The sequence below is a fragment of the Lysobacter soyae genome (genome assembly GCF_019551435.1).
GTDB lineage: Bacteria > Pseudomonadota > Gammaproteobacteria > Xanthomonadales > Xanthomonadaceae > Solilutibacter > Solilutibacter soyae.
In genome coordinates, this window is sequence record NZ_CP080544.1 from 750,613 (window position 1) to 767,231 (window position 16,619).

Annotated in this window: 17 protein-coding genes; 13 read left to right on the forward strand and 4 right to left on the reverse strand. The window is 59.4% G+C overall.

The features are described 5' to 3' along the window. The first annotated feature begins 66 nt into the window (after positions 1 to 66). Positions 67 to 957, forward strand: coding sequence for a phosphatidate cytidylyltransferase (locus tag H8L67_RS03560; protein WP_220380394.1), 891 nt, complete (start codon positions 67 to 69; stop codon positions 955 to 957). Continuing rightward, entirely contained in the window at positions 954 to 2,735 is a 1,782-nt protein-coding gene (locus H8L67_RS03565; RefSeq protein WP_255556026.1) for a bifunctional alpha/beta hydrolase/class I SAM-dependent methyltransferase, read from the forward strand. Before H8L67_RS03560 ends, H8L67_RS03565 begins: the two co-directional genes overlap by 4 nt. Here H8L67_RS03565 and H8L67_RS03570 read toward each other — a convergent pair. After that, a complete protein-coding gene (locus H8L67_RS03570) occupies positions 2,686 to 3,300 on the reverse strand; it encodes a CDP-alcohol phosphatidyltransferase family protein (protein ID WP_220380395.1) in 615 nt (204 codons plus the stop codon). The genes H8L67_RS03565 and H8L67_RS03570 overlap by 50 nt on opposite strands. Next, complete coding sequence (locus H8L67_RS03575) at positions 3,297 to 4,508, reverse strand: phosphatase PAP2 family protein (protein WP_220380396.1); 1,212 nt, start codon at positions 4,506 to 4,508, stop codon at positions 3,297 to 3,299. The genes H8L67_RS03570 and H8L67_RS03575 overlap by 4 nt, the downstream gene beginning before the upstream one ends. Here H8L67_RS03575 and H8L67_RS03580 point away from each other — a divergent pair. The 4 genes from H8L67_RS03580 to H8L67_RS03595 are packed head-to-tail and all read left to right on the forward strand — an operon-like array spanning position 4,507 to position 7,718. After that, positions 4,507 to 5,550: a patatin-like phospholipase family protein gene (locus H8L67_RS03580; protein ID WP_220380397.1), complete on the forward strand. Its 1,044-nt coding sequence runs from the start codon at positions 4,507 to 4,509 to the stop codon at positions 5,548 to 5,550. The two genes, H8L67_RS03575 and H8L67_RS03580, sit on opposite strands and share 2 nt — an antisense overlap. Further along, a complete protein-coding gene (locus H8L67_RS03585; protein ID WP_220380398.1) occupies positions 5,547 to 6,269 on the forward strand; it encodes an SDR family NAD(P)-dependent oxidoreductase in 723 nt (240 codons plus the stop codon). Before H8L67_RS03580 ends, H8L67_RS03585 begins: the two co-directional genes overlap by 4 nt. 25 nt (positions 6,270 to 6,294) lie before the next feature. After that, entirely contained in the window at positions 6,295 to 7,383 is a 1,089-nt protein-coding gene (locus H8L67_RS03590; RefSeq protein WP_220380399.1) for a WD40/YVTN/BNR-like repeat-containing protein, read from the forward strand. Next, positions 7,380 to 7,718 carry a hypothetical protein gene (locus tag H8L67_RS03595; RefSeq protein ID WP_220380400.1) on the forward strand — a complete coding sequence of 113 codons (339 nt, stop codon included), beginning with the start codon at positions 7,380 to 7,382 and terminating at the stop codon, positions 7,716 to 7,718. Before H8L67_RS03590 ends, H8L67_RS03595 begins: the two co-directional genes overlap by 4 nt. On the opposite strand, the gene H8L67_RS03600 is transcribed toward H8L67_RS03595, so the two are convergent. Then, the gene (locus H8L67_RS03600) at positions 7,691 to 8,167 is read right to left on the reverse strand and encodes a DUF2127 domain-containing protein (protein ID WP_220380401.1); all 477 of its coding nucleotides are present in this window, start codon (positions 8,165 to 8,167) and stop codon (positions 7,691 to 7,693) included. The two genes, H8L67_RS03595 and H8L67_RS03600, sit on opposite strands and share 28 nt — an antisense overlap. A gap of 26 nt (positions 8,168 to 8,193) precedes the next feature. Continuing rightward, on the reverse strand, positions 8,194 to 10,038 hold the full coding sequence (gene typA / locus H8L67_RS03605) for a translational GTPase TypA (RefSeq protein WP_220380402.1): 1,845 nt from the start codon (positions 10,036 to 10,038) through the stop codon (positions 8,194 to 8,196). Positions 10,039 to 10,197: 159 nt separating this feature from the next. Between typA and H8L67_RS03610 the strand changes: the two genes are divergently transcribed. The 7 genes from H8L67_RS03610 to prpC all read left to right on the forward strand — a co-directional run bounded on the left by H8L67_RS03610 (position 10,198) and on the right by prpC (position 16,616). Continuing rightward, entirely contained in the window at positions 10,198 to 10,692 is a 495-nt protein-coding gene (locus H8L67_RS03610) for a peptidylprolyl isomerase (protein WP_220380403.1), read from the forward strand. An 88-nt stretch (positions 10,693 to 10,780) separates the two neighbouring features. After that, entirely contained in the window at positions 10,781 to 11,563 is a 783-nt protein-coding gene (locus H8L67_RS03615; protein ID WP_220380404.1) for a hypothetical protein, read from the forward strand. Positions 11,564 to 11,618: 55 nt separating this feature from the next. Next, positions 11,619 to 12,818 carry a pyridoxal phosphate-dependent aminotransferase gene (locus tag H8L67_RS03620; RefSeq protein ID WP_220380405.1) on the forward strand — a complete coding sequence of 400 codons (1,200 nt, stop codon included), beginning with the start codon at positions 11,619 to 11,621 and terminating at the stop codon, positions 12,816 to 12,818. Between the two features lie 33 nt (positions 12,819 to 12,851). Continuing rightward, positions 12,852 to 13,835, forward strand: a complete 984-nt coding sequence (locus H8L67_RS03625) for a malate dehydrogenase (protein WP_220380406.1) — start codon at positions 12,852 to 12,854, stop codon at positions 13,833 to 13,835. 72 nt (positions 13,836 to 13,907) lie between these two features. After that, positions 13,908 to 14,516, forward strand: coding sequence for an RluA family pseudouridine synthase (locus H8L67_RS03630; protein ID WP_220380407.1), 609 nt, complete (start codon positions 13,908 to 13,910; stop codon positions 14,514 to 14,516). A 54-nt stretch (positions 14,517 to 14,570) separates the two neighbouring features. After that, positions 14,571 to 15,461: a methylisocitrate lyase gene (prpB, locus tag H8L67_RS03635; RefSeq protein ID WP_220380408.1), complete on the forward strand. Its 891-nt coding sequence runs from the start codon at positions 14,571 to 14,573 to the stop codon at positions 15,459 to 15,461. A gap of 3 nt (positions 15,462 to 15,464) precedes the next feature. Next, positions 15,465 to 16,616, forward strand: coding sequence for a bifunctional 2-methylcitrate synthase/citrate synthase (prpC, locus tag H8L67_RS03640; protein WP_220380409.1), 1,152 nt, complete (start codon positions 15,465 to 15,467; stop codon positions 16,614 to 16,616). Positions 16,617 to 16,619: the final 3 nt, after the last annotated feature.

Consider the following 16,619-nt stretch of genomic DNA (forward strand, 5'->3'; position numbering starts at 1 on the left):
CTTGCCCGGGGAGGGGCGGGGCATATCCAAACTTTCATTGACGACTTCAACCGCTGGCCACCGGGTTTGGGCGCCGCACTGCTGGCGCTGTATGCCTTTTTGTCTGTGTCGACGCTTTGGGCGTTCATCACGCGGCAGTCGGTTGAACTGAAACAAAAGATTCATGCCTGGTGGTGGTTTCTGCCGGCGGTCAGTCTCGCGCTGCTTTTCAAGGCCTATTCGGCCTGGGTGCTTGCTGCGCTTCTGCTGGCCCTCGGTGTGCGCGAGCTTGCAGCCCACATGCATTTCGCAAGTCCGGAAAGTGCGCGATGGCGGCATGTGCTCGGCATCGCCTTGTGCGTTGTGCTGGTCGCGCTGACCTTCCTGTGGCCGGCGGTCGCGCTGGCACTGATTGCCTTGGCCGTGGGCTTGATCTGGCAAATGTTCCGCCGCCGTTTTTATCCTCCCGCGCGTGGGCGCGTGGGTGGAAGTGCGTTGGTGCTGATTGCCTGCGGACTGTCATTCCTTCCGACATTGCAGCGCGCCCTGAGCGACGAAGGCGCATGGCTCTTGTGGGTGTGCGCCGTGACCGCGCTTGCCGATGTCGGGCAATTTGTCGCGGGCACCGTGTTCGGCAAAACAAAAATTGCACCGGCTGCGAGTCCCGGCAAGACCTGGGTCGGACTCATCGGCGGGATCGGTGTCGCGATGCTCGCTGGCATCTCACTCGGTGGGCTGATGCATTTGGCCGACATTCCCGTGCTTGCACGCTTAAGTGTTTTGATCGCCGTCGCCGGCTTCTTGGGCGATATCACCTTGTCCGCCTGCAAAAGAATGCTGGCTATAAAGGACTTTTCCGCATGGATGCCAGGACATGGCGGCTTGCTCGATCGCGTCGATAGCCTGATATTGACGGTCCCTGTTTTGTATCTCTGTCTTCTTCCCCTTCAATCCCTGTTCCCTGTTATCCGACCATGAGTGCCAATCCCCCGATGCAACGCACAAGTACTGAATCCGATTTCGCCACGTTCGACCGCATGCGTTTGGTTTACCGCACATGGAAACCCGTCACCGAACCCTCCGGTCGCGTCCTGATTTTTTTGCATCGCGGGCACGAACATTCCGGCCGCGTGGCCGCCTTGGTGTCGCGAATCGCCGGTCCCGGTGATTTGTGCTTCGCGTGGGATGCGCGCGGTCACGGCCGTTCCCCTGGCGTCCGCGGTGATGCGCCCGATTTCATGGCGCTGGTGCGTGATCTCGACGCGTTTGTGAAGCACGTGGTGCAAACCCACGGTGTGGACGTCGAAGACATCTTTATCGTGGCCAATAGTGTGGCGGCGGTTGTCACGGCCACGTGGTTGCATGACTATGCGCCGCGGATTCGTGGTGTGGCGATGGCCGCGGCGGCATTCTCAATCAAGTTGTATGTGCCGCTGGCCGAACCGGCCCTGCGTTTGGGCTTGAAAGCGAAGCCTGATTTGAAGGTGACGAGTTATGTTCGCCCGTCGATGATCACGCATTCGAAACACGAAGCCGAAGCCTACGCGTCCGATCCGTTGGTCACACGCGATATTTCGGCACGCGTGCTGGTCGACCTTGCTGACACGGCGCGTCGTGTGGTCGCCGATGCGCACGCCATCGACACGCCTGTCCTGATGTTGGTCGCCGGAAAAGACGTGGTGGTCAGGACGGCACCACAGCGAGCCTTCTTCGATGCGTTGTCTTCGACGCGGAAGCAATGGCTGGAGATTCCCGAAAGCAAGCATGCGATCTTTCATGAGGAAGAAACGCAACTTGCGGATGCCGCCTGCCGGCATTTCATTGAGGTCTGCTTTGCCAATGCATTGCCCGAGCCGGCGCGTTACCTGGATAACGACCTCGAAGGCCCCAGCGCGACATTGCATGCCACGATTGCTGCCGGGGTGAAACGCCCCGGTCTGTCGAACCGTCTGCAACGCGCCCTGTTGCGACGGATCGGACACTTGAGCGACGGGATGAAAATCGGTCTGACACAAGGTTTCGACTCCGGCGCCTCGCTGGACTATGTGTACCGTAACCGTGCGTCCGGTCGATTCGGCGTGGGTGCGATGCTGGATCGCGGCTACTTGGATGCGACCGGCTGGCGCGGTGTCCGTGTGCGCAAAGTACATACGCAAGCATTGTTGTCTGAACTCATCCGAACGGCACCACAAGGCGCCACGCTCAAAATTCTGGACGTTGCCACCGGCTCCGGACGTTACTTGCTCGAGACCTTGGCGGGATTCAAACAGACCTCGTTCGACGTCGAATTGCGTGACATGGATCCTGCGAATTTGGCCGCCGCAGAGAAGTTGGCAACGCAGTTGAAGTTGGGCGATCGGGTTCAAATCCGCTATGTCCAAGCCGATGCATTCAATCCGCCCGAGCAAGACGCCGATGCGTCATTGTTTGATATCGCAGTCGTCTCCGGCTTGTACGAATTGTTTCCCGAAAACGCACCGGTGTTCGCGTCATTGAAATCCATTGCGCGCGCCGTGCGTCCGGGCGGTGCCTTGGTCTACACGGGACAGCCTTGGCATCCGCAATTGCGGCAGATCGCGGAAACCCTAGACAGCCATTTGGGCGGCGCATGGGTAATGCGTCCGAGACCGCAGAACGAGCTGGATGCGTTGGTACAGATGGCGGGTTTCAAGAAAACCGCCACCGAAGTGGGACCGCAGGGCATCTTTACGGTGTCTGTGGCTCGGCGGATCGCAGACCCGCACGGCAACGGTTGAAGATCGTCCAAACCAGACACAATCCGACCAAGATCAACACGCCGTTGCGAATGACGGCGGAAATATCCAGCGCACAGAGGATGCCAAGCAGGGCAAATGCGAAAGCACGATCGCTTTTGCCCATCGGTCCTTGATGGCCGCGCGCGCCTGAAATGACCTGCGCCAAAACGCCGGTGAATTCCGCAACCACGGCGAGCAATACAACGGCCACGACCAGCACCGGTTGAATGCCGATCACGCACGCAAAGGGCAGATACAGGGCGATGTCAGCCAAGACATCGCCCAGCTCATTGAGCAATGCGCCCAAGCGGCTTTCGAGTTGCTTGCGTCGGGCGAGCATGCCGTCCAATGCGTCGAGTGCCATGCGCACCAGCAGCACCGGCGCATACAGTGCCAACACCCAAGTCGAATCAGGCCAAACGGCCAATGCCGCACCTTGCGCAATGCTGATCAGCAAGGCCGCAAGGGTGATGTGATTCGGCTGGACGCCGGCCGCGTCCAAGCCGCCGAGCAAGGGCGACAGCAAACGTTGGAAGGCGGGCTTGATTTGATAGATCGAAATCATCGGGACGTCCTGAAGGGGGCGATGGCATTTGCCACCTGGATACTGCGCGCGATCCCCATCGAGCAGTGCAAATAAACGTGGCGGCCGGCTGCGCGTTCTTCCGCAATGATCGCCGAAATGTCGCGCAACGAATCTTCTGAAGGGAGGCGCAGATCGAGCAGCGGTACATGGTGATAGTGCTGCGTTCTCAGCGACGCTGTCTCGCTGAGTTCTGCAGACAAATCAATCACGCTGAGTGGGCGCGGAAGTCGCGCTGATTCGTTCTCTGTGAGTCGGCGACCAACCCAGAGATCCGGTTGCCAACGTTGGAAGGGCGACAAGCCTCGCGTCCGCATCCGCTGCAGGCACCAAGTGATTCGGTAGCCGATAAGCCATGGCGCCAACACCAGCCACGCATGCCATGGCAGTCGTCCGTCTTGTTTGTGCGCGAACGCTGCATCGTTGCGTTCGTATGCCCATGCCACGCGTATCAAAGACGCGGCTAGATAAACGCCTGCCCACAGCCATCCGAGATTGCGCGCTGTCGCGAACGCCAGCACGCCGAAGCAAAAGTAATGCAAAGCGACATCCGGTGTTGGTCGATCCGGCTTCACGACATGCATGACAATCCAGGTCATGAGCAGCGCGACCGCGGCATCGGCCAAGTGATGGCGATGCGTCATCACGGCGGAGATCGCAACCACGCTCAAAAAGACGCGCGCAACGTTGCGAAGTCCCGGACGGAAAAAACGCGTCAGCGTCATCGCCAGCACGGCATAGGCAACATGCAAGGAGGGCAACTGGTTGCCGCGGCCGTCAACATCATCAAGCAGGTGCAAAAGTTCCGATGACAAGCCGGCTGCGGGGTCGGGCGGTGGGAAGGTGTTTATTGCGGGAAAGGAGGCAAAGCACAGCCCGGCCAGCGCAGTCACACACAGCATGCGCCGACTGAACGTCCGCAATGGCTCGCCGGCCGGCGCCAAGCAGAAACAAGCCATCAGCAAAGGCACGCTGCACAGATACGGCCACACCATGAGCGGCCACATCGGTACCGAGGCATCCAATGGCACTGAAAAATGATGCGTTGCCAGTGTCGTCAAATCACGCACGTGCGCGCTGCCGTAAGCCAAGGCGAAGGCAATGAGATTGATCAGGCCAAGGCGTAGTCGCTCCCATGCGTCTTCGCCGGGGCGTTGCACCGCCTGCGCGCCTTGGTGAGAATACGGCATGGAGGATCCCGCAAAGTATCAACGTTGCATGGTAATGGCCGGTGGCGGTTTTCGCTTCGGTTGTTATCTCGGGATGCATGCGGCCGCGGAAGAGGAAGGCTTGGCACCTGATCTCTTGATCGGCGCTTGCGGCGGTGCGATCGCTGCTGCGGTCATTCACGCATTGCCCGACAAGGACGCACGAATGGCGTGGCTGACCTCGCCACAGTTGTATGAGTTTCAGCGCGCGATCACTAGCTCGCCTCAAGCGGTGTGGTGGCGCGTGTTGCCGAATTTGTTGAAACGCGCCATGTGGCCGCAGTCGTCAGCGTGCATGCGAGCGTCAGCGTTGTATGAGGGCATGTTTGCGCTGCCGCCGCTTCCCGTGTTGCCCGCGACGACGGGCGAGGGCCCCGATGTCGCCATCATTGGCGCACGCGTGTCGCCCTGCGCCGAAAACACCTCAGCAAATGGGAACGCGAAATGCAGGCTCCATGAAACAGTCTTCGGTCCTACGCGTGTCGCACGTCTTCTCAATGGTCACAAGACCTGGGCGGCACAGCTCGCCAACACCACAGTGGACGCCGTGCTCGACTGCAATACAGGCATGCCGTTGTCGGATGCGGTGCGCATTTCAATCGCCGATCCTTACTATTTTTCGTTGGTCGAAGCGCAAAGCCAAAAGTGGTCAGGCGGGTTGGTGGATCTGTTTCCCATTGAGATCGCACAGGCGTTGGCAGAACGCGTTTGGATGGAACGCAAGCGCCCATTCAATGTTTGGTACGCGCAGCCCGCCGTACGTGCGGTGTACGGCGTCGATGGCAATGCACGACGGCAACAAGCACAAGCGCAGTCGGCGGACGCCTGGATTGACACGCAAGATGTCTCCCGTGTGCTGCAAGAGGAAACCACCGGCAAGGGTGTGGATGTGCGGTCCGGCCGGATTGTGCTGCGCCCGGCAGAGAACCATGCTGCCTTTGCAAAGCAGATGACATCACAGTGGCATTACGGGCGCGAGCGTGCGTTGCGTGCGCTTGCAGTAGCCGACAGGAGGCGCGCATGACGCATGTGCTCGTGGTTGGCGGCACCAGTGGCATGGGCCTCGGACTTGCGCGTTGTTATGCGGCTTCCGGTGCCAAGGTCACTGTGATCGGACGGGACGCCGGACGCTTGCCGGAAGTTGCGCAGCGCGAGGGCATTCGCGCAATGCAAGCTGATGTTACCGAGGCCGCAATGATCCAAACGCGCGTGCGTGAGGCAGGCCAAGACGGACTGGATTTGCTCATCTACAGCGCGGGGTTTTACGCCACGGAAGCGGAAGTGCGCGCCGACCCGAAAAAGGGCGAGCGCATCGATCAGACCAATGTCGACGGTGTCGGCCATGTTGTCGAAGCGGCGCTACCCTTGATGCGACACGGCGGCCGAATCGCGTTGATTGCCTCCATTGCCGGCTTGCTGCGACCCGACCCTTGGACGACACGCTACGCGACCAGTAAGCGACGCGCGATGTCTCGATTCGCGTCTTACCGTGAAAAAGCGGCAGCGCACAATGTCGGGCTGACATTGCTGGTACCGGGGTATGTCGATACGCAGGAATTACGGCGCTTGAATGGCGGCCAGCGTCCGGACAAACCCTTCCTGCAGCAGGAAGCGCATGCGGTCGCGGTCATGAAGAAGGCATTGGATCGGCAGCAGGCGCGCTGTGTGTTTCCTTGGCAGCTGCATGCGCTTGTGCGACTGTACAACTTGTTGCCCGCGCCGTTGCGCGCTTTGCGTCAGTAAACGCTGTACTTCATTTGAGGTTGCCATGCGCCGAATTCACCCGACTCAACGCTTACGACCACTGTCCTTGCCGGCGCCTCTGTCGCAAAGCGGATGCTCCCTCGTACTCGCAGCGATCCTGCTGGCCGGACATGGCGCGCATGCACAAGATGCGCAACCTGCCACAGCCTCCGCGAGCGTGGCCCAAGGCCGGCTGCGCGGGCTTTCGGCGGTGGATGAAAACATCGCTTGGGCATCCGGCGTGAAGGGAACGGTGATTCGAACCGTCGATGGCGGTGCGACTTGGCACAACGTCTCGGTGCCCGGCGCCGGTGCTTTGGATTTCCGCGACATCGAAGCTTTTTCAGACAGCGAAGCGGTTGTACTTGCCGCTGCACCTGGACCGGACTCCAAGCTGTATCGCACCACCGACGGGGGCGCCCACTGGTCGCTCGTGCTGCAAAATCTCGACCCGCAGGGCTTCTACGATTGCATGGCGTTTGAGGGCGATCGCGGCTGGATGTTGGGTGATCCCATCAATGGGCGCTATCAGGTGTTCCAAACGCGTGATCGCGGCGCGCATTGGTCGCTGTCAAACAACGGCACGCCGGCGGTGAAGGACGAAGCGGCCTTTGCGGCAAGTGGCACTTGCATCGCGCGCAATGGCGATTCGACCTTTGTCCCTACCGGCGGCGCAGAAGCGAATTTGCACGCCAAGCGCGACGGTTCGAGCCGTTGGCAGAAATTCGACAGCGGCATGGGACGTCAGCTCGCATCAGCCGGTGTGTTCAGTGCCGCTGCGATGGGTGACGCCATGATCTTGGTTGGCGGTGATTACAAAGAAGAGAAAAAACCGGGCAATGCGTCGGTCTTCAAAAACGGAAAAATGACCGTCATCGCCGCGCCGCCCGGGTATCGATCGGGGGTGGCCTGTTTCGCTGCGGGGGATGTGTGTGTGGCTGTCGGGCCGAGCGGCGCTGACATGTGGAACGGAAGCGCTTGGCGCGTGCTCGATACGGCATCGTGGGACAGCGTGGAGATTTCAGGTAACGCGGTTTGGATGAGCGGCGTCAAAGGTCGGGTCGGCCGCTACACACGCGCGCAAGTCGACGCCGCCGGAGCGCCAGCGCGATGATTTTCTTTGGTCAAGGCGAGCGTGTTGTCCCTTACGGTACGCCTGAAAAACATGAGTGCCCGAAATGCGGTGGCGAGCGCATGTTCCAGCCGCGGCTGCGCTACAAATTCGGCCACGTCTATGCGTTATTCGGATGGGTTTACAACAAGCGCTATGAATTGGCCTGCCTCGAGTGCGAGCACGGTTGGGTGCTCGACAAAAACACGGAAGAAGCGAAGCTCGATCAATTGCCGATTCCAAAGCATTTGCAATATGGCTTAATGACTTTTCTGTTGGCGATGGTTTCCATCGCCATCATTGGCGCCGGTTACGGGAGCTTCGATCTCTTGCCGTAATTCGGATGGCGCCTGCGAATGTCGTGAATCAAATACAGCACGACTGCAATGTTCAACACTAGGATGGAAGCCTCTAGCACGTGCGGGTGTCGCACCAAGGCAATGATTTCGATCGGCAGATAGACACCAGCGGAAATCGCGCCAAACCAGGAGGCCCACTCGCGGGTTCGCCACAGGCCATAGCCTTCGACAAAGCGCATGGCGGCGTAGGCCAAAGTTACGGCGACTGCCACATGGATGCTGTTGGTGCTGATGCGCGCCGACAATTGCGCAAGCATGCCGTTTTGCGCATCCATATGGAATGCGCGCGCCAAATGTTCAATCGCGTTTTTCACCGGTGCCGGGCCTGCCCAGGCGAGTGAGAACCCGCCAAGGCATGCCACAGCGCCCTTGAACAGCTCGACCGCTGCAATCCATCGCAGCGCTTTTCGAGGGGATACGACTTCCACGCGTGGATGCGTAAAACGCGGTCGGATCAGGCGGCGCGGCTGGCGCGCTTGCGATCGGTTTCCGAACGGTGCTTCTTGCGAATCCGGATCGCTTTCGGCGTCACTTCCACCAATTCGTCGTCGTCGATGAATTCGAGTGCCTGTTCCAACGAGAACTTGATGGCCGGGATCAGGCCTTCGTCCTTGTCGGTGCCGGACGCACGGAAGTTGGTGAGCTGCTTGCCCTTCAAGGCATTCACGGTGAGGTCGTTGTCTTTGGCGTGGATGCCGACGATCTGACCTTCGTAGATTTCGTCACCCGGTTCGATGAACAAACGGCCGCGCTCTTGCATGGCGATTTGCGCATAGGCAGGCGAGGGGCCGGTGCCGTTCGAAATCAGCACACCGTTCTGGCGTTGGCCGATTTGGCCTTCGGCTTTGACGTTGTAGTGATCGAACACGTGGAACAACAAGCCGGTGCCGGCGGTGAGCGTGCGGAATTCGGTTTGGAAGCCGATCAAGCCGCGCGCCGGAATCAGGAATTCCATGCGCACCCGGCCTTTGCCATCCGGTTCCATGTTTTGCAGCAAGGCTTTGCGTTCGCCCAAGCGACCCATCACGCCGCCTTGGAATTGTTCTTCAAGGTCGACCACGAGTTGTTCGAAGGGCTCTTGCATCACGCCGTCGATTTCACGAATGATCACTTCCGGACGCGACACGGCCAATTCATAGCCTTCGCGACGCATGGTTTCGATCAGGATCGACAAGTGCAATTCACCACGGCCCGACACTTTGAATTTGTCGGCATCCGCCGTGTCTTCCACTTTCAGCGCCACGTTGTGTTGCGTTTCGCGGGTGAGGCGATCGCGCAATTGGCGTGAGGTCAGGAACTTGCCGCCGCTACGATCTTTGACGCCGGCAAAAGGCGAATCGTTCACCTGGAAGGTCATCGAGATGGTCGGTTCGTCGACCGACAGCACCGGCAATTGTTCAACGGCGGACGGGTCGCACAAGGTTTCAGAAATGCCGAGGCCTTCAATGCCCGAGAAGGCGATGATGTCGCCGGCCTGCGCTTCGGGCACTTCGATGCGTTCAAGGCCCATGAAGCCGAGCACCTGCAGCACCTTGCCATTGCGGGTCTTGCCATCGGTGCCGACAACGGTCACCTGCTGGTTGGTCTTGACCTTGCCGCGCTGGATGCGGCCGACGCCGATCACGCCGACATAGTTGTTGTAGTCGAGCGAGGTCACGCGCATTTGGAACGGACCTTCTTCGCTCACCGGCGGCACCGGCACATGCTTGATGATGGCTTCGAACAGCGGCGTCATGTCGCCTTCGCGAACCGATTCGTCAAGGCCGGCATAACCGTTCAAGCCCGAGGCGTACACGACCGGGAAGTCCAGCTGCTCGTCGGTGGCGCCGAGACGGTCGAACAGGTCGAAGGTTTGATCCAGCACCCAGGCCGGACGCGCGCCCGGGCGATCGACTTTGTTGATGACCACGATCGGTTTGAAACCCATCGCAAATGCCTTCTGGGTGACGAAGCGCGTTTGCGGCATCGGGCCGTCCATCGCGTCCACCAGGATCAACACCGAATCGACCATGGACAACACGCGTTCGACTTCGCCGCCGAAGTCGGCGTGTCCGGGGGTATCGACGATGTTGATGCGGAACTCTTCACCCTGCGGCGATTTCCACTTGATGGCGGTGTTCTTCGAAAGAATGGTGATGCCGCGTTCTTTTTCGATGTCGCCACTGTCCATGACGCGCTCTGCAAGCACGGTGCGCTCGTCGAAGGTATCGGATTGCTTCAGCAGCTGATCGACGAGGGTGGTTTTGCCGTGGTCGACGTGGGCGACGATGGCGATGTTGCGGAGATTTTGAATGGACATGCGGAAAGGGTCGCCTTGCGCGACCGGGGGGTCTGGAAATGAGGGGCAAATTATAGCGGAGTGGCGGCCTGTCCAGCGCAGATGGCCCCCTTGCATCGATCAAATACCGGCCCCATGTTAATTTCACCCCCTTTCAAGCTGAATCTTCAGGAGTTCGACATGGCATTGACCGCCACCTTTGATACCGACCGCGGCCCGATCAAGCTGGAACTGTTCCAGGACAAGGCGCCCCTGACCGTGGCGAATTTCGTCAATCTGGCCACCAAGGGCTTTTACGACGGGCTGAATTTTCACCGCGTCATCAATGACTTCATGATTCAAGGCGGCTGCCCGCAAGGCACCGGCACCGGTGGTCCGGGCTACAAGTTCGAAGATGAGACGAACAATGGCGTTCCGCATGAGCGCGGCGTGCTGTCCATGGCCAATGCCGGTCCGAACACCAACGGCAGCCAATTCTTCATCACCCACATCAAGACCGATTGGTTGGATGGCAAGCACACCGTGTTCGGCAAAGTGCTTGAAGGTCTCGACGTGGTCGACAGCGTGAAGCAAGGCGACAAAATCAAGTCGGTCAAGATCGAAGGCGATATCGACGCTGCTTTGGCAGCCAAGGCTGATCGCGTTGCCGAATGGAATGCCAAGCTGGCACCGTAATTCTGTCGTAACATGCGGCATCCGGCCAACCGGCCGACTGATTGATCAAGCACCTTCGGGTGCTTGATCGCTATTCCGGGGAGGGAAAATGAAATATGTGGGTCTCGCCATGCTGTTGGCGATGGGAACGATCGCGGGTTGTGACAAAACGAACGCACCGCAAGCGGCGGTGGCAGCGGCGCCCGTTGACGAAGCGGCTTTCTTGTCGGGATTCGACGGCGTGTGGGCAACCACATCCAGTGCCGGCACGGATGATGCGGAAACCGTTTTCCGTTTGCGATTCACCAAGGACAACAGTGATTTCGTGATGGATGCGCACGTGTTCGACGTCCATCTCGTCGACGTGGACACGGACAATCAAGTGGTGACGTTTGAAACCAGCGGCGAGCGCGACCCGAAGGAAATGTTGACCGCGACGCGCGTTGTTGAAGCGGCGGACCGCGGCAAACCCGACGCACCGTTCACGTTGCGCATCACGTTCGGCAATGGCCAGTTTTCGGATCTGAGTTTCGTGCGCCGCTTGAGCGCACAAGATATGACGGCCATCGCTGAGGCACGGACTAGCAACGACGAGGCGGACGTCGGGTCCGTCGCAGCCGCTGTAGAGTCGACCGATGACTGCGCAAGTGCGACGAATTTTGTCGATCGCACGACTTGCAAGGAGGGCCCGCTCAAGCTGGCACGCCGTGAATTCGAGATGGCATTCTCCGACGCGCAAACGAATTATGGCGTGGATGCGCAAAACAGCCTGGCGTCGGCGCAAAAGCAGCTGGACGCTTGCACCAATACTGAATGCCTGCAAAAGGCCTACTCGGATTGGACGCGTTACGTGGGCGAGAACTACCCGGACAATTCCCCGCACGCAGAGTGAGTAGGGCGGGCGTGGTAAAATTTCCGGCTCCACCGAACCGTTGAAGAGAAGCGAAATGCCTGATTTTTCCAGTCGTATGGATCGTGCCAAACCCAGCGCCATCATGGCGGTCGCGGAGAAGGCCAAAGCCCTGAAAGCGGCAGGGAAGGACATCATCAGCTTCTCCATCGGGGTGCCGAATTTTCTGCCCGGCGAGCATGTCTACGCCGCAGCGCGCGATGCGCTGGCGCACGATTCGGGGCAATACGGCAGCAATCGCGGTGCACCGGCACTGGTCGACGCCTTCCTGAAGCACATTGAAGCCATCGGTCTGACCGGCTACAGCGCGAAGAACATCGCCACCGGTGTCGGCGCCAAGCATGTCATCTACAACTTGTGCGAAGCCCTGCTGGATGAAGGCGACACCATCGCGTTCCCGACCCCATACTGGACCAGCTACGTCGATATCGCGGAAATCGTCAACGCGAAAATCGAATTATTGCCCTGTCCCGCGTCACAGCACTACAAGATGACGCCGGAACAACTCGATGCCACCTTGGCCAAGAAGCCGCGCGTGTTCCTGTTCAACAATCCGTCGAATCCGACGGGCATGGTGTACAGCAAGGAAGAAATCTCTGCGTTGGCCGATGTGATCGCCAAGTATCCGGACACCTGGATCATCACCGATGACATCTACAACCGCATGATTTTCGACGGCGCCGGCTACCACAATTTCGTGCATGCCCGTCCCGAATTGAAGGATCGCGTCATTTTCATCGACTCGTTGTCGAAGACCTACGGCATGCCGGGTTGGCGCGTGGGCTTCATGGCCGGGCCCGAATCCGTGGCCAATGCCGTCACCACCATGAACTCCAATCACATCACCAACCTGCCGGAAATCACCACGGCTGCGGCAATCGCTGCCTTGACCGGTCCACAAGATGTGCCGAATGCAAAAGTGCGTGAGTTCCAAGACAAGCGCGATCAAGTCATGGCGGTACTCGATTCGATTCCGGGCGTGGTCTGCCCGAAGCCGGACGGCGCCTTCTACGTGTTCCCCGACATCAGTGCCTATTTCGGCAAGTCGCACGACGGCAAAGTCGTGAACAACGACATCGAATTTTGCAATGCCTTGCTCGAGTCGAAAGGCGTGGCCTGCGTCCCGGGTTCCGCGTTCGGCGAGCCGAATGCATTGCGTATCAGTTACACCTGCCCGACGCCGCAGTTGGCCCCGGGTATGGAACGCATCAAAGCGTTCTTCGCAGAAATGCAGTGATCCACACCCACCAAACATTTTCGGAGTGATTCCATGAAACAACCTGTTCGCGTCGCCGTTACCGGCGCAGCTGGCCAAATCGGCTATGCACTTTTGTTCCGCATCGCCTCCGGCGAAATGCTCGGAAAAGACCAGCCGGTCATCTTGCAAATGCTCGAATTGCCGATGGAAAAAGCACAGGCCGCATTGCGCGGCGTGATGATGGAACTTGAAGATTGCGCGTTCCCGCTGTTGGCCGGCATGGTCGGCACCGACGATCCGGAAGTCGCCTTCAAGGACGCCGATTACGCATTGTTGGTCGGCGCCATGCCGCGCGGTCCGGGAATGGAGCGCAAGGATCTGTTGTTGAAGAATGCCGAAATCTTCACCGTTCAAGGCAAGGCGCTCAATAAAGTCGCGAGCCGCAATGTGAAGGTGTTGGTGGTCGGTAATCCCGCCAACACCAACGCCTATATCGCCATGAAATCGGCGCCGGATCTGCCGGCCAAGAACTTCACCGCGATGCTGCGTCTCGATCACAACCGCGCCTTGTCGCAGTTGGCCAACAAGGCGGGTGTCGCCGTTGCCGATATCAAGAAGCTGGTCGTTTGGGGCAACCACAGCCCGACCATGTACCCGGATTACCGTTTTGCCACCGTGGACGGTGCCTCATTGAAGGACAAAATCAACGACGCCGACTGGAACGCAAACAACTTCATTCCGACCGTCGGCAAGCGTGGTGCCGCCATCATCGAAGCACGCGGCTTGTCGTCTGCGGCGTCGGCCGCCAACGCCGCCATTGACCACATGCACGATTGGGCCCTGGGCACGGATGGCGAATGGGTCACCATGGGTGTGCCGAGCGATGGTAGCTACGGTGTGCCGGAAGGCGTGATTTACGGCGTTCCGGTGACTTGCGCCAACGGCGAATACACGGTCATCAAAGACCTGCCGATCGACGACTTCAGCCGCACCGCCATGGACAAAACCTTGGCAGAGTTGGAAGAAGAGCGCGCCGGCGTTTCGCACTTGTTGTAATCGGGCGTCCGTCCGGACGACTTTGATTGCGACGCAAAAAGGGAGGCTCAGGCCTCCCTTTTTCTCTGCAAAATGACCATTCCTCATCACATCGACGATGACCTGCTCGTGGTCTCAAAGCCCGCAGGGCTTCTGTCGGTGCCGGGTCGCGGTGAAGACAAGCAAGACTGCCTCGTCGCACGCCTGCAACAGCAATGGCCGGACGCGTTGACCGTGCATCGGCTGGACCAAGTCACGAGCGGGCTGATGGTCTTTGCACGCAACGCCCGCGCGCACCGCGCGCTGAGCGACGCGTTTGCCGCGCGGGAAGTCGACAAGGTCTACGAAGCCATCGTGCAGGGTGAGCTTAAGGCTGATTCCGGCGTCATCGATTTGCCTTTGATTTGCGATTGGCCGAATCGCCCGAAGCAAATCATCGACCACGCGATCGGAAAAGCGGCGTGTACCCGCTGGTCGGTGATGACAAAATCTGCCGGACAAACGCGCGTTGCGTTGGTGCCGGTCACAGGGCGCACGCACCAGCTGCGTGTGCATTTGCAAGCACTGGGTCACCCCATCGTGGGCGACGTGTTTTACGGTGCCGACGCGGCGTCACGCGTCATGCTCCACGCGCGCCATCTGGCATTCCGGCATCCGGTTTCGGGCATGGCGCTCGTTTTTGACGATCCGCCGCCCTTCTGAAACACGTCAGGGCAGCCGACAGCGTAAAATCAACGTTTCACTTGGAGCCGTTCCATGTCCCAAGCTTCTGCAGGCGCACGATTCCGCGCCGCGCTTTCACAAGAGACCCCCTTGCAGGTGATGGGCGCCATCACCGCCTACGCCGGCTTGATGGCCAAACGCACCGGTTATCGCGCGCTCTATCTGTCAGGCGGCGGTGTGGCGGCCAACTCGCTCGGCATGCCGGATCTTGGCATCAGCACGATGGAAGACGTCCTCACTGACGCGCGACGCATCGTCGACGCCACCGGCATGCCTTTGATGGTGGACATTGATACCGGTTGGGGAGGGGCGTTCAACATCGCACGCACCATCCGCAATTTTGAGCGCGTGGGCGTCGCCGCCGTACACATGGAAGATCAGGTCGGTCAAAAACGCTGTGGCCATCGCCCCGGCAAAGAAGTGGTTTCGACCGCGGAAATGGTCGATCGCGTCAAAGCTGCGGTAGATGCGAAGACCGACAAAGACTTCGTCTTGATGGCACGCACCGATGCCGCTGCGGTCGAAGGCATCGATAGTGCCATCGAGCGCGCCGTGGCCTATGTGGAGGCCGGCGCTGACATGATCTTTCCAGAAGCCATGAAAACGCTTGAGGACTACCGCAAGTTCAAGGATGCGGTGAAAGTGCCGATTCTTGCGAACCTCACCGAGTTCGGCTCGACACCGTTTTTCACCACGGACGAATTGCGCAGCGCGGGTGTGGACATCGCGTTGTATTGCTGCGGTGCCTACCGCGCAATGAACAAGGCTGCGCTGGGGTTCTACGAAACCGTGCGTCGAGAAGGCACCCAGCGCAATACGATCGATCAATTGCAAACCCGCGCCGAGTTGTACGACTTTCTCGGCTACCACGCTTACGAAGACAAGCTCGACGCGCTGTTTGCGGGTCAGGAATCCAAGGAGTAACCCATGACGAATACCGATACCAACGCACCGAAGGTCAAGAAATCCGTCGCGCTTTCCGGGACGGCGGCAGGCAACACCGCCTTGTGTACCGTCGGTCGCAGCGGCAATGATTTGCACTATCGCGGCTATGACATCAAAGATCTGGCGACGAAGTCGAGCTTTGAGGAAGTCGCCCACTTGTTGGTGCACGGCACGCTGCCGACGGCCTCGCAGTTGAAGTACTACCGGACCAAGCTCAAGCGTCTGCGCGGCTTGCCGGCGGTGGTGACCGATGCGCTGGAACTCGTTCCGGCAAATGCCCATCCGATGGATGTGTTGCGCACCGGTTGCTCAGTGTTGGGTACCGTGTTGCCCGAACGCGAAACCCATCCCGCGTCCGAAGCGCGTGACATCGCCGATCGTTTGATGGCGAGCTTCGGTTCGATGTTGCTGTACTGGTGGCATTTCACCCGCAACAGCCGTCGCATTGACGTGGAAACCGACGACGAAACGATCGCCGGACATTTCCTGCATCTCTTGCATGGTCACGCGCCGACGGCACTGGAAGCGGATTCCCTGGACAAGTCGCTCATTTTGTACGCGGAGCACGAGTTCAATGCATCGACCTTCACCGGTCGCGTCATTGCCGGCACGGGCAGCGACATGTATTCCTGCATTACCGGCGCGATCGGCGCCTTGCGCGGCCCCAAACACGGGGGTGCCAACGAAGTGGCGATGGACATCATCAGCCGTTACGACACGGCCGATGAGGCCGAGGCCGATATCAAGGCACGGATGGAACGCAAAGAAATCGTCATCGGATTCGGCCACCCGGTCTATACCGTCGGCGATCCGCGCAATCCGATCATCAAGGAAATTTCGCGTGCCTTGTGCAAGGCGGGTGGCAATCAAACGCTGTTTGACGTCTCCGAACGCATCGAAAATCTGATGATGGATACCAAGAAGATGTTCCCGAATCTGGATTGGTATTCCGCAAGCGCGTACCACATGATGGGCATTCCGACGCCGATGTTCACGCCCTTGTTCGTGATCGCCCGTACTTCCGGCTGGAGTGCGCACGTGATCGAACAGCGCGAAGACGGCAAGATTATCCGTCCGAGTGCGAATTACACGGGTCCGGAAGATCGCGACTATGTGGACATCAGCAAGCGCTGATCG

Coding starts and splice junctions, on each gene's coding strand:
- typA (WP_220380402.1), bottom strand. CDS start 10,038: ATGTCCATTCAAAATCTCCGCAACATCGCCATCGTCGCCCACGTCGAC.
- H8L67_RS03590 (WP_220380399.1), top strand. CDS start 6,295: ATGCGCCGAATTCACCCGACTCAACGCTTACGACCACTGTCCTTGCCG.
- H8L67_RS03625 (WP_220380406.1), top strand. CDS start 12,852: ATGAAACAACCTGTTCGCGTCGCCGTTACCGGCGCAGCTGGCCAAATC.
- H8L67_RS03565 (WP_255556026.1), top strand. CDS start 954: ATGAGTGCCAATCCCCCGATGCAACGCACAAGTACTGAATCCGATTTC.
- H8L67_RS03620 (WP_220380405.1), top strand. CDS start 11,619: ATGCCTGATTTTTCCAGTCGTATGGATCGTGCCAAACCCAGCGCCATC.
- H8L67_RS03570 (WP_220380395.1), bottom strand. CDS start 3,300: ATGATTTCGATCTATCAAATCAAGCCCGCCTTCCAACGTTTGCTGTCG.
- H8L67_RS03630 (WP_220380407.1), top strand. CDS start 13,908: ATGACCATTCCTCATCACATCGACGATGACCTGCTCGTGGTCTCAAAG.
- H8L67_RS03610 (WP_220380403.1), top strand. CDS start 10,198: ATGGCATTGACCGCCACCTTTGATACCGACCGCGGCCCGATCAAGCTG.
- prpB (WP_220380408.1), top strand. CDS start 14,571: ATGTCCCAAGCTTCTGCAGGCGCACGATTCCGCGCCGCGCTTTCACAA.
- H8L67_RS03615 (WP_220380404.1), top strand. CDS start 10,781: ATGAAATATGTGGGTCTCGCCATGCTGTTGGCGATGGGAACGATCGCG.
- prpC (WP_220380409.1), top strand. CDS start 15,465: ATGACGAATACCGATACCAACGCACCGAAGGTCAAGAAATCCGTCGCG.
- H8L67_RS03585 (WP_220380398.1), top strand. CDS start 5,547: ATGACGCATGTGCTCGTGGTTGGCGGCACCAGTGGCATGGGCCTCGGA.
- H8L67_RS03580 (WP_220380397.1), top strand. CDS start 4,507: ATGGAGGATCCCGCAAAGTATCAACGTTGCATGGTAATGGCCGGTGGC.
- H8L67_RS03575 (WP_220380396.1), bottom strand. CDS start 4,508: ATGCCGTATTCTCACCAAGGCGCGCAGGCGGTGCAACGCCCCGGCGAA.
- H8L67_RS03595 (WP_220380400.1), top strand. CDS start 7,380: ATGATTTTCTTTGGTCAAGGCGAGCGTGTTGTCCCTTACGGTACGCCT.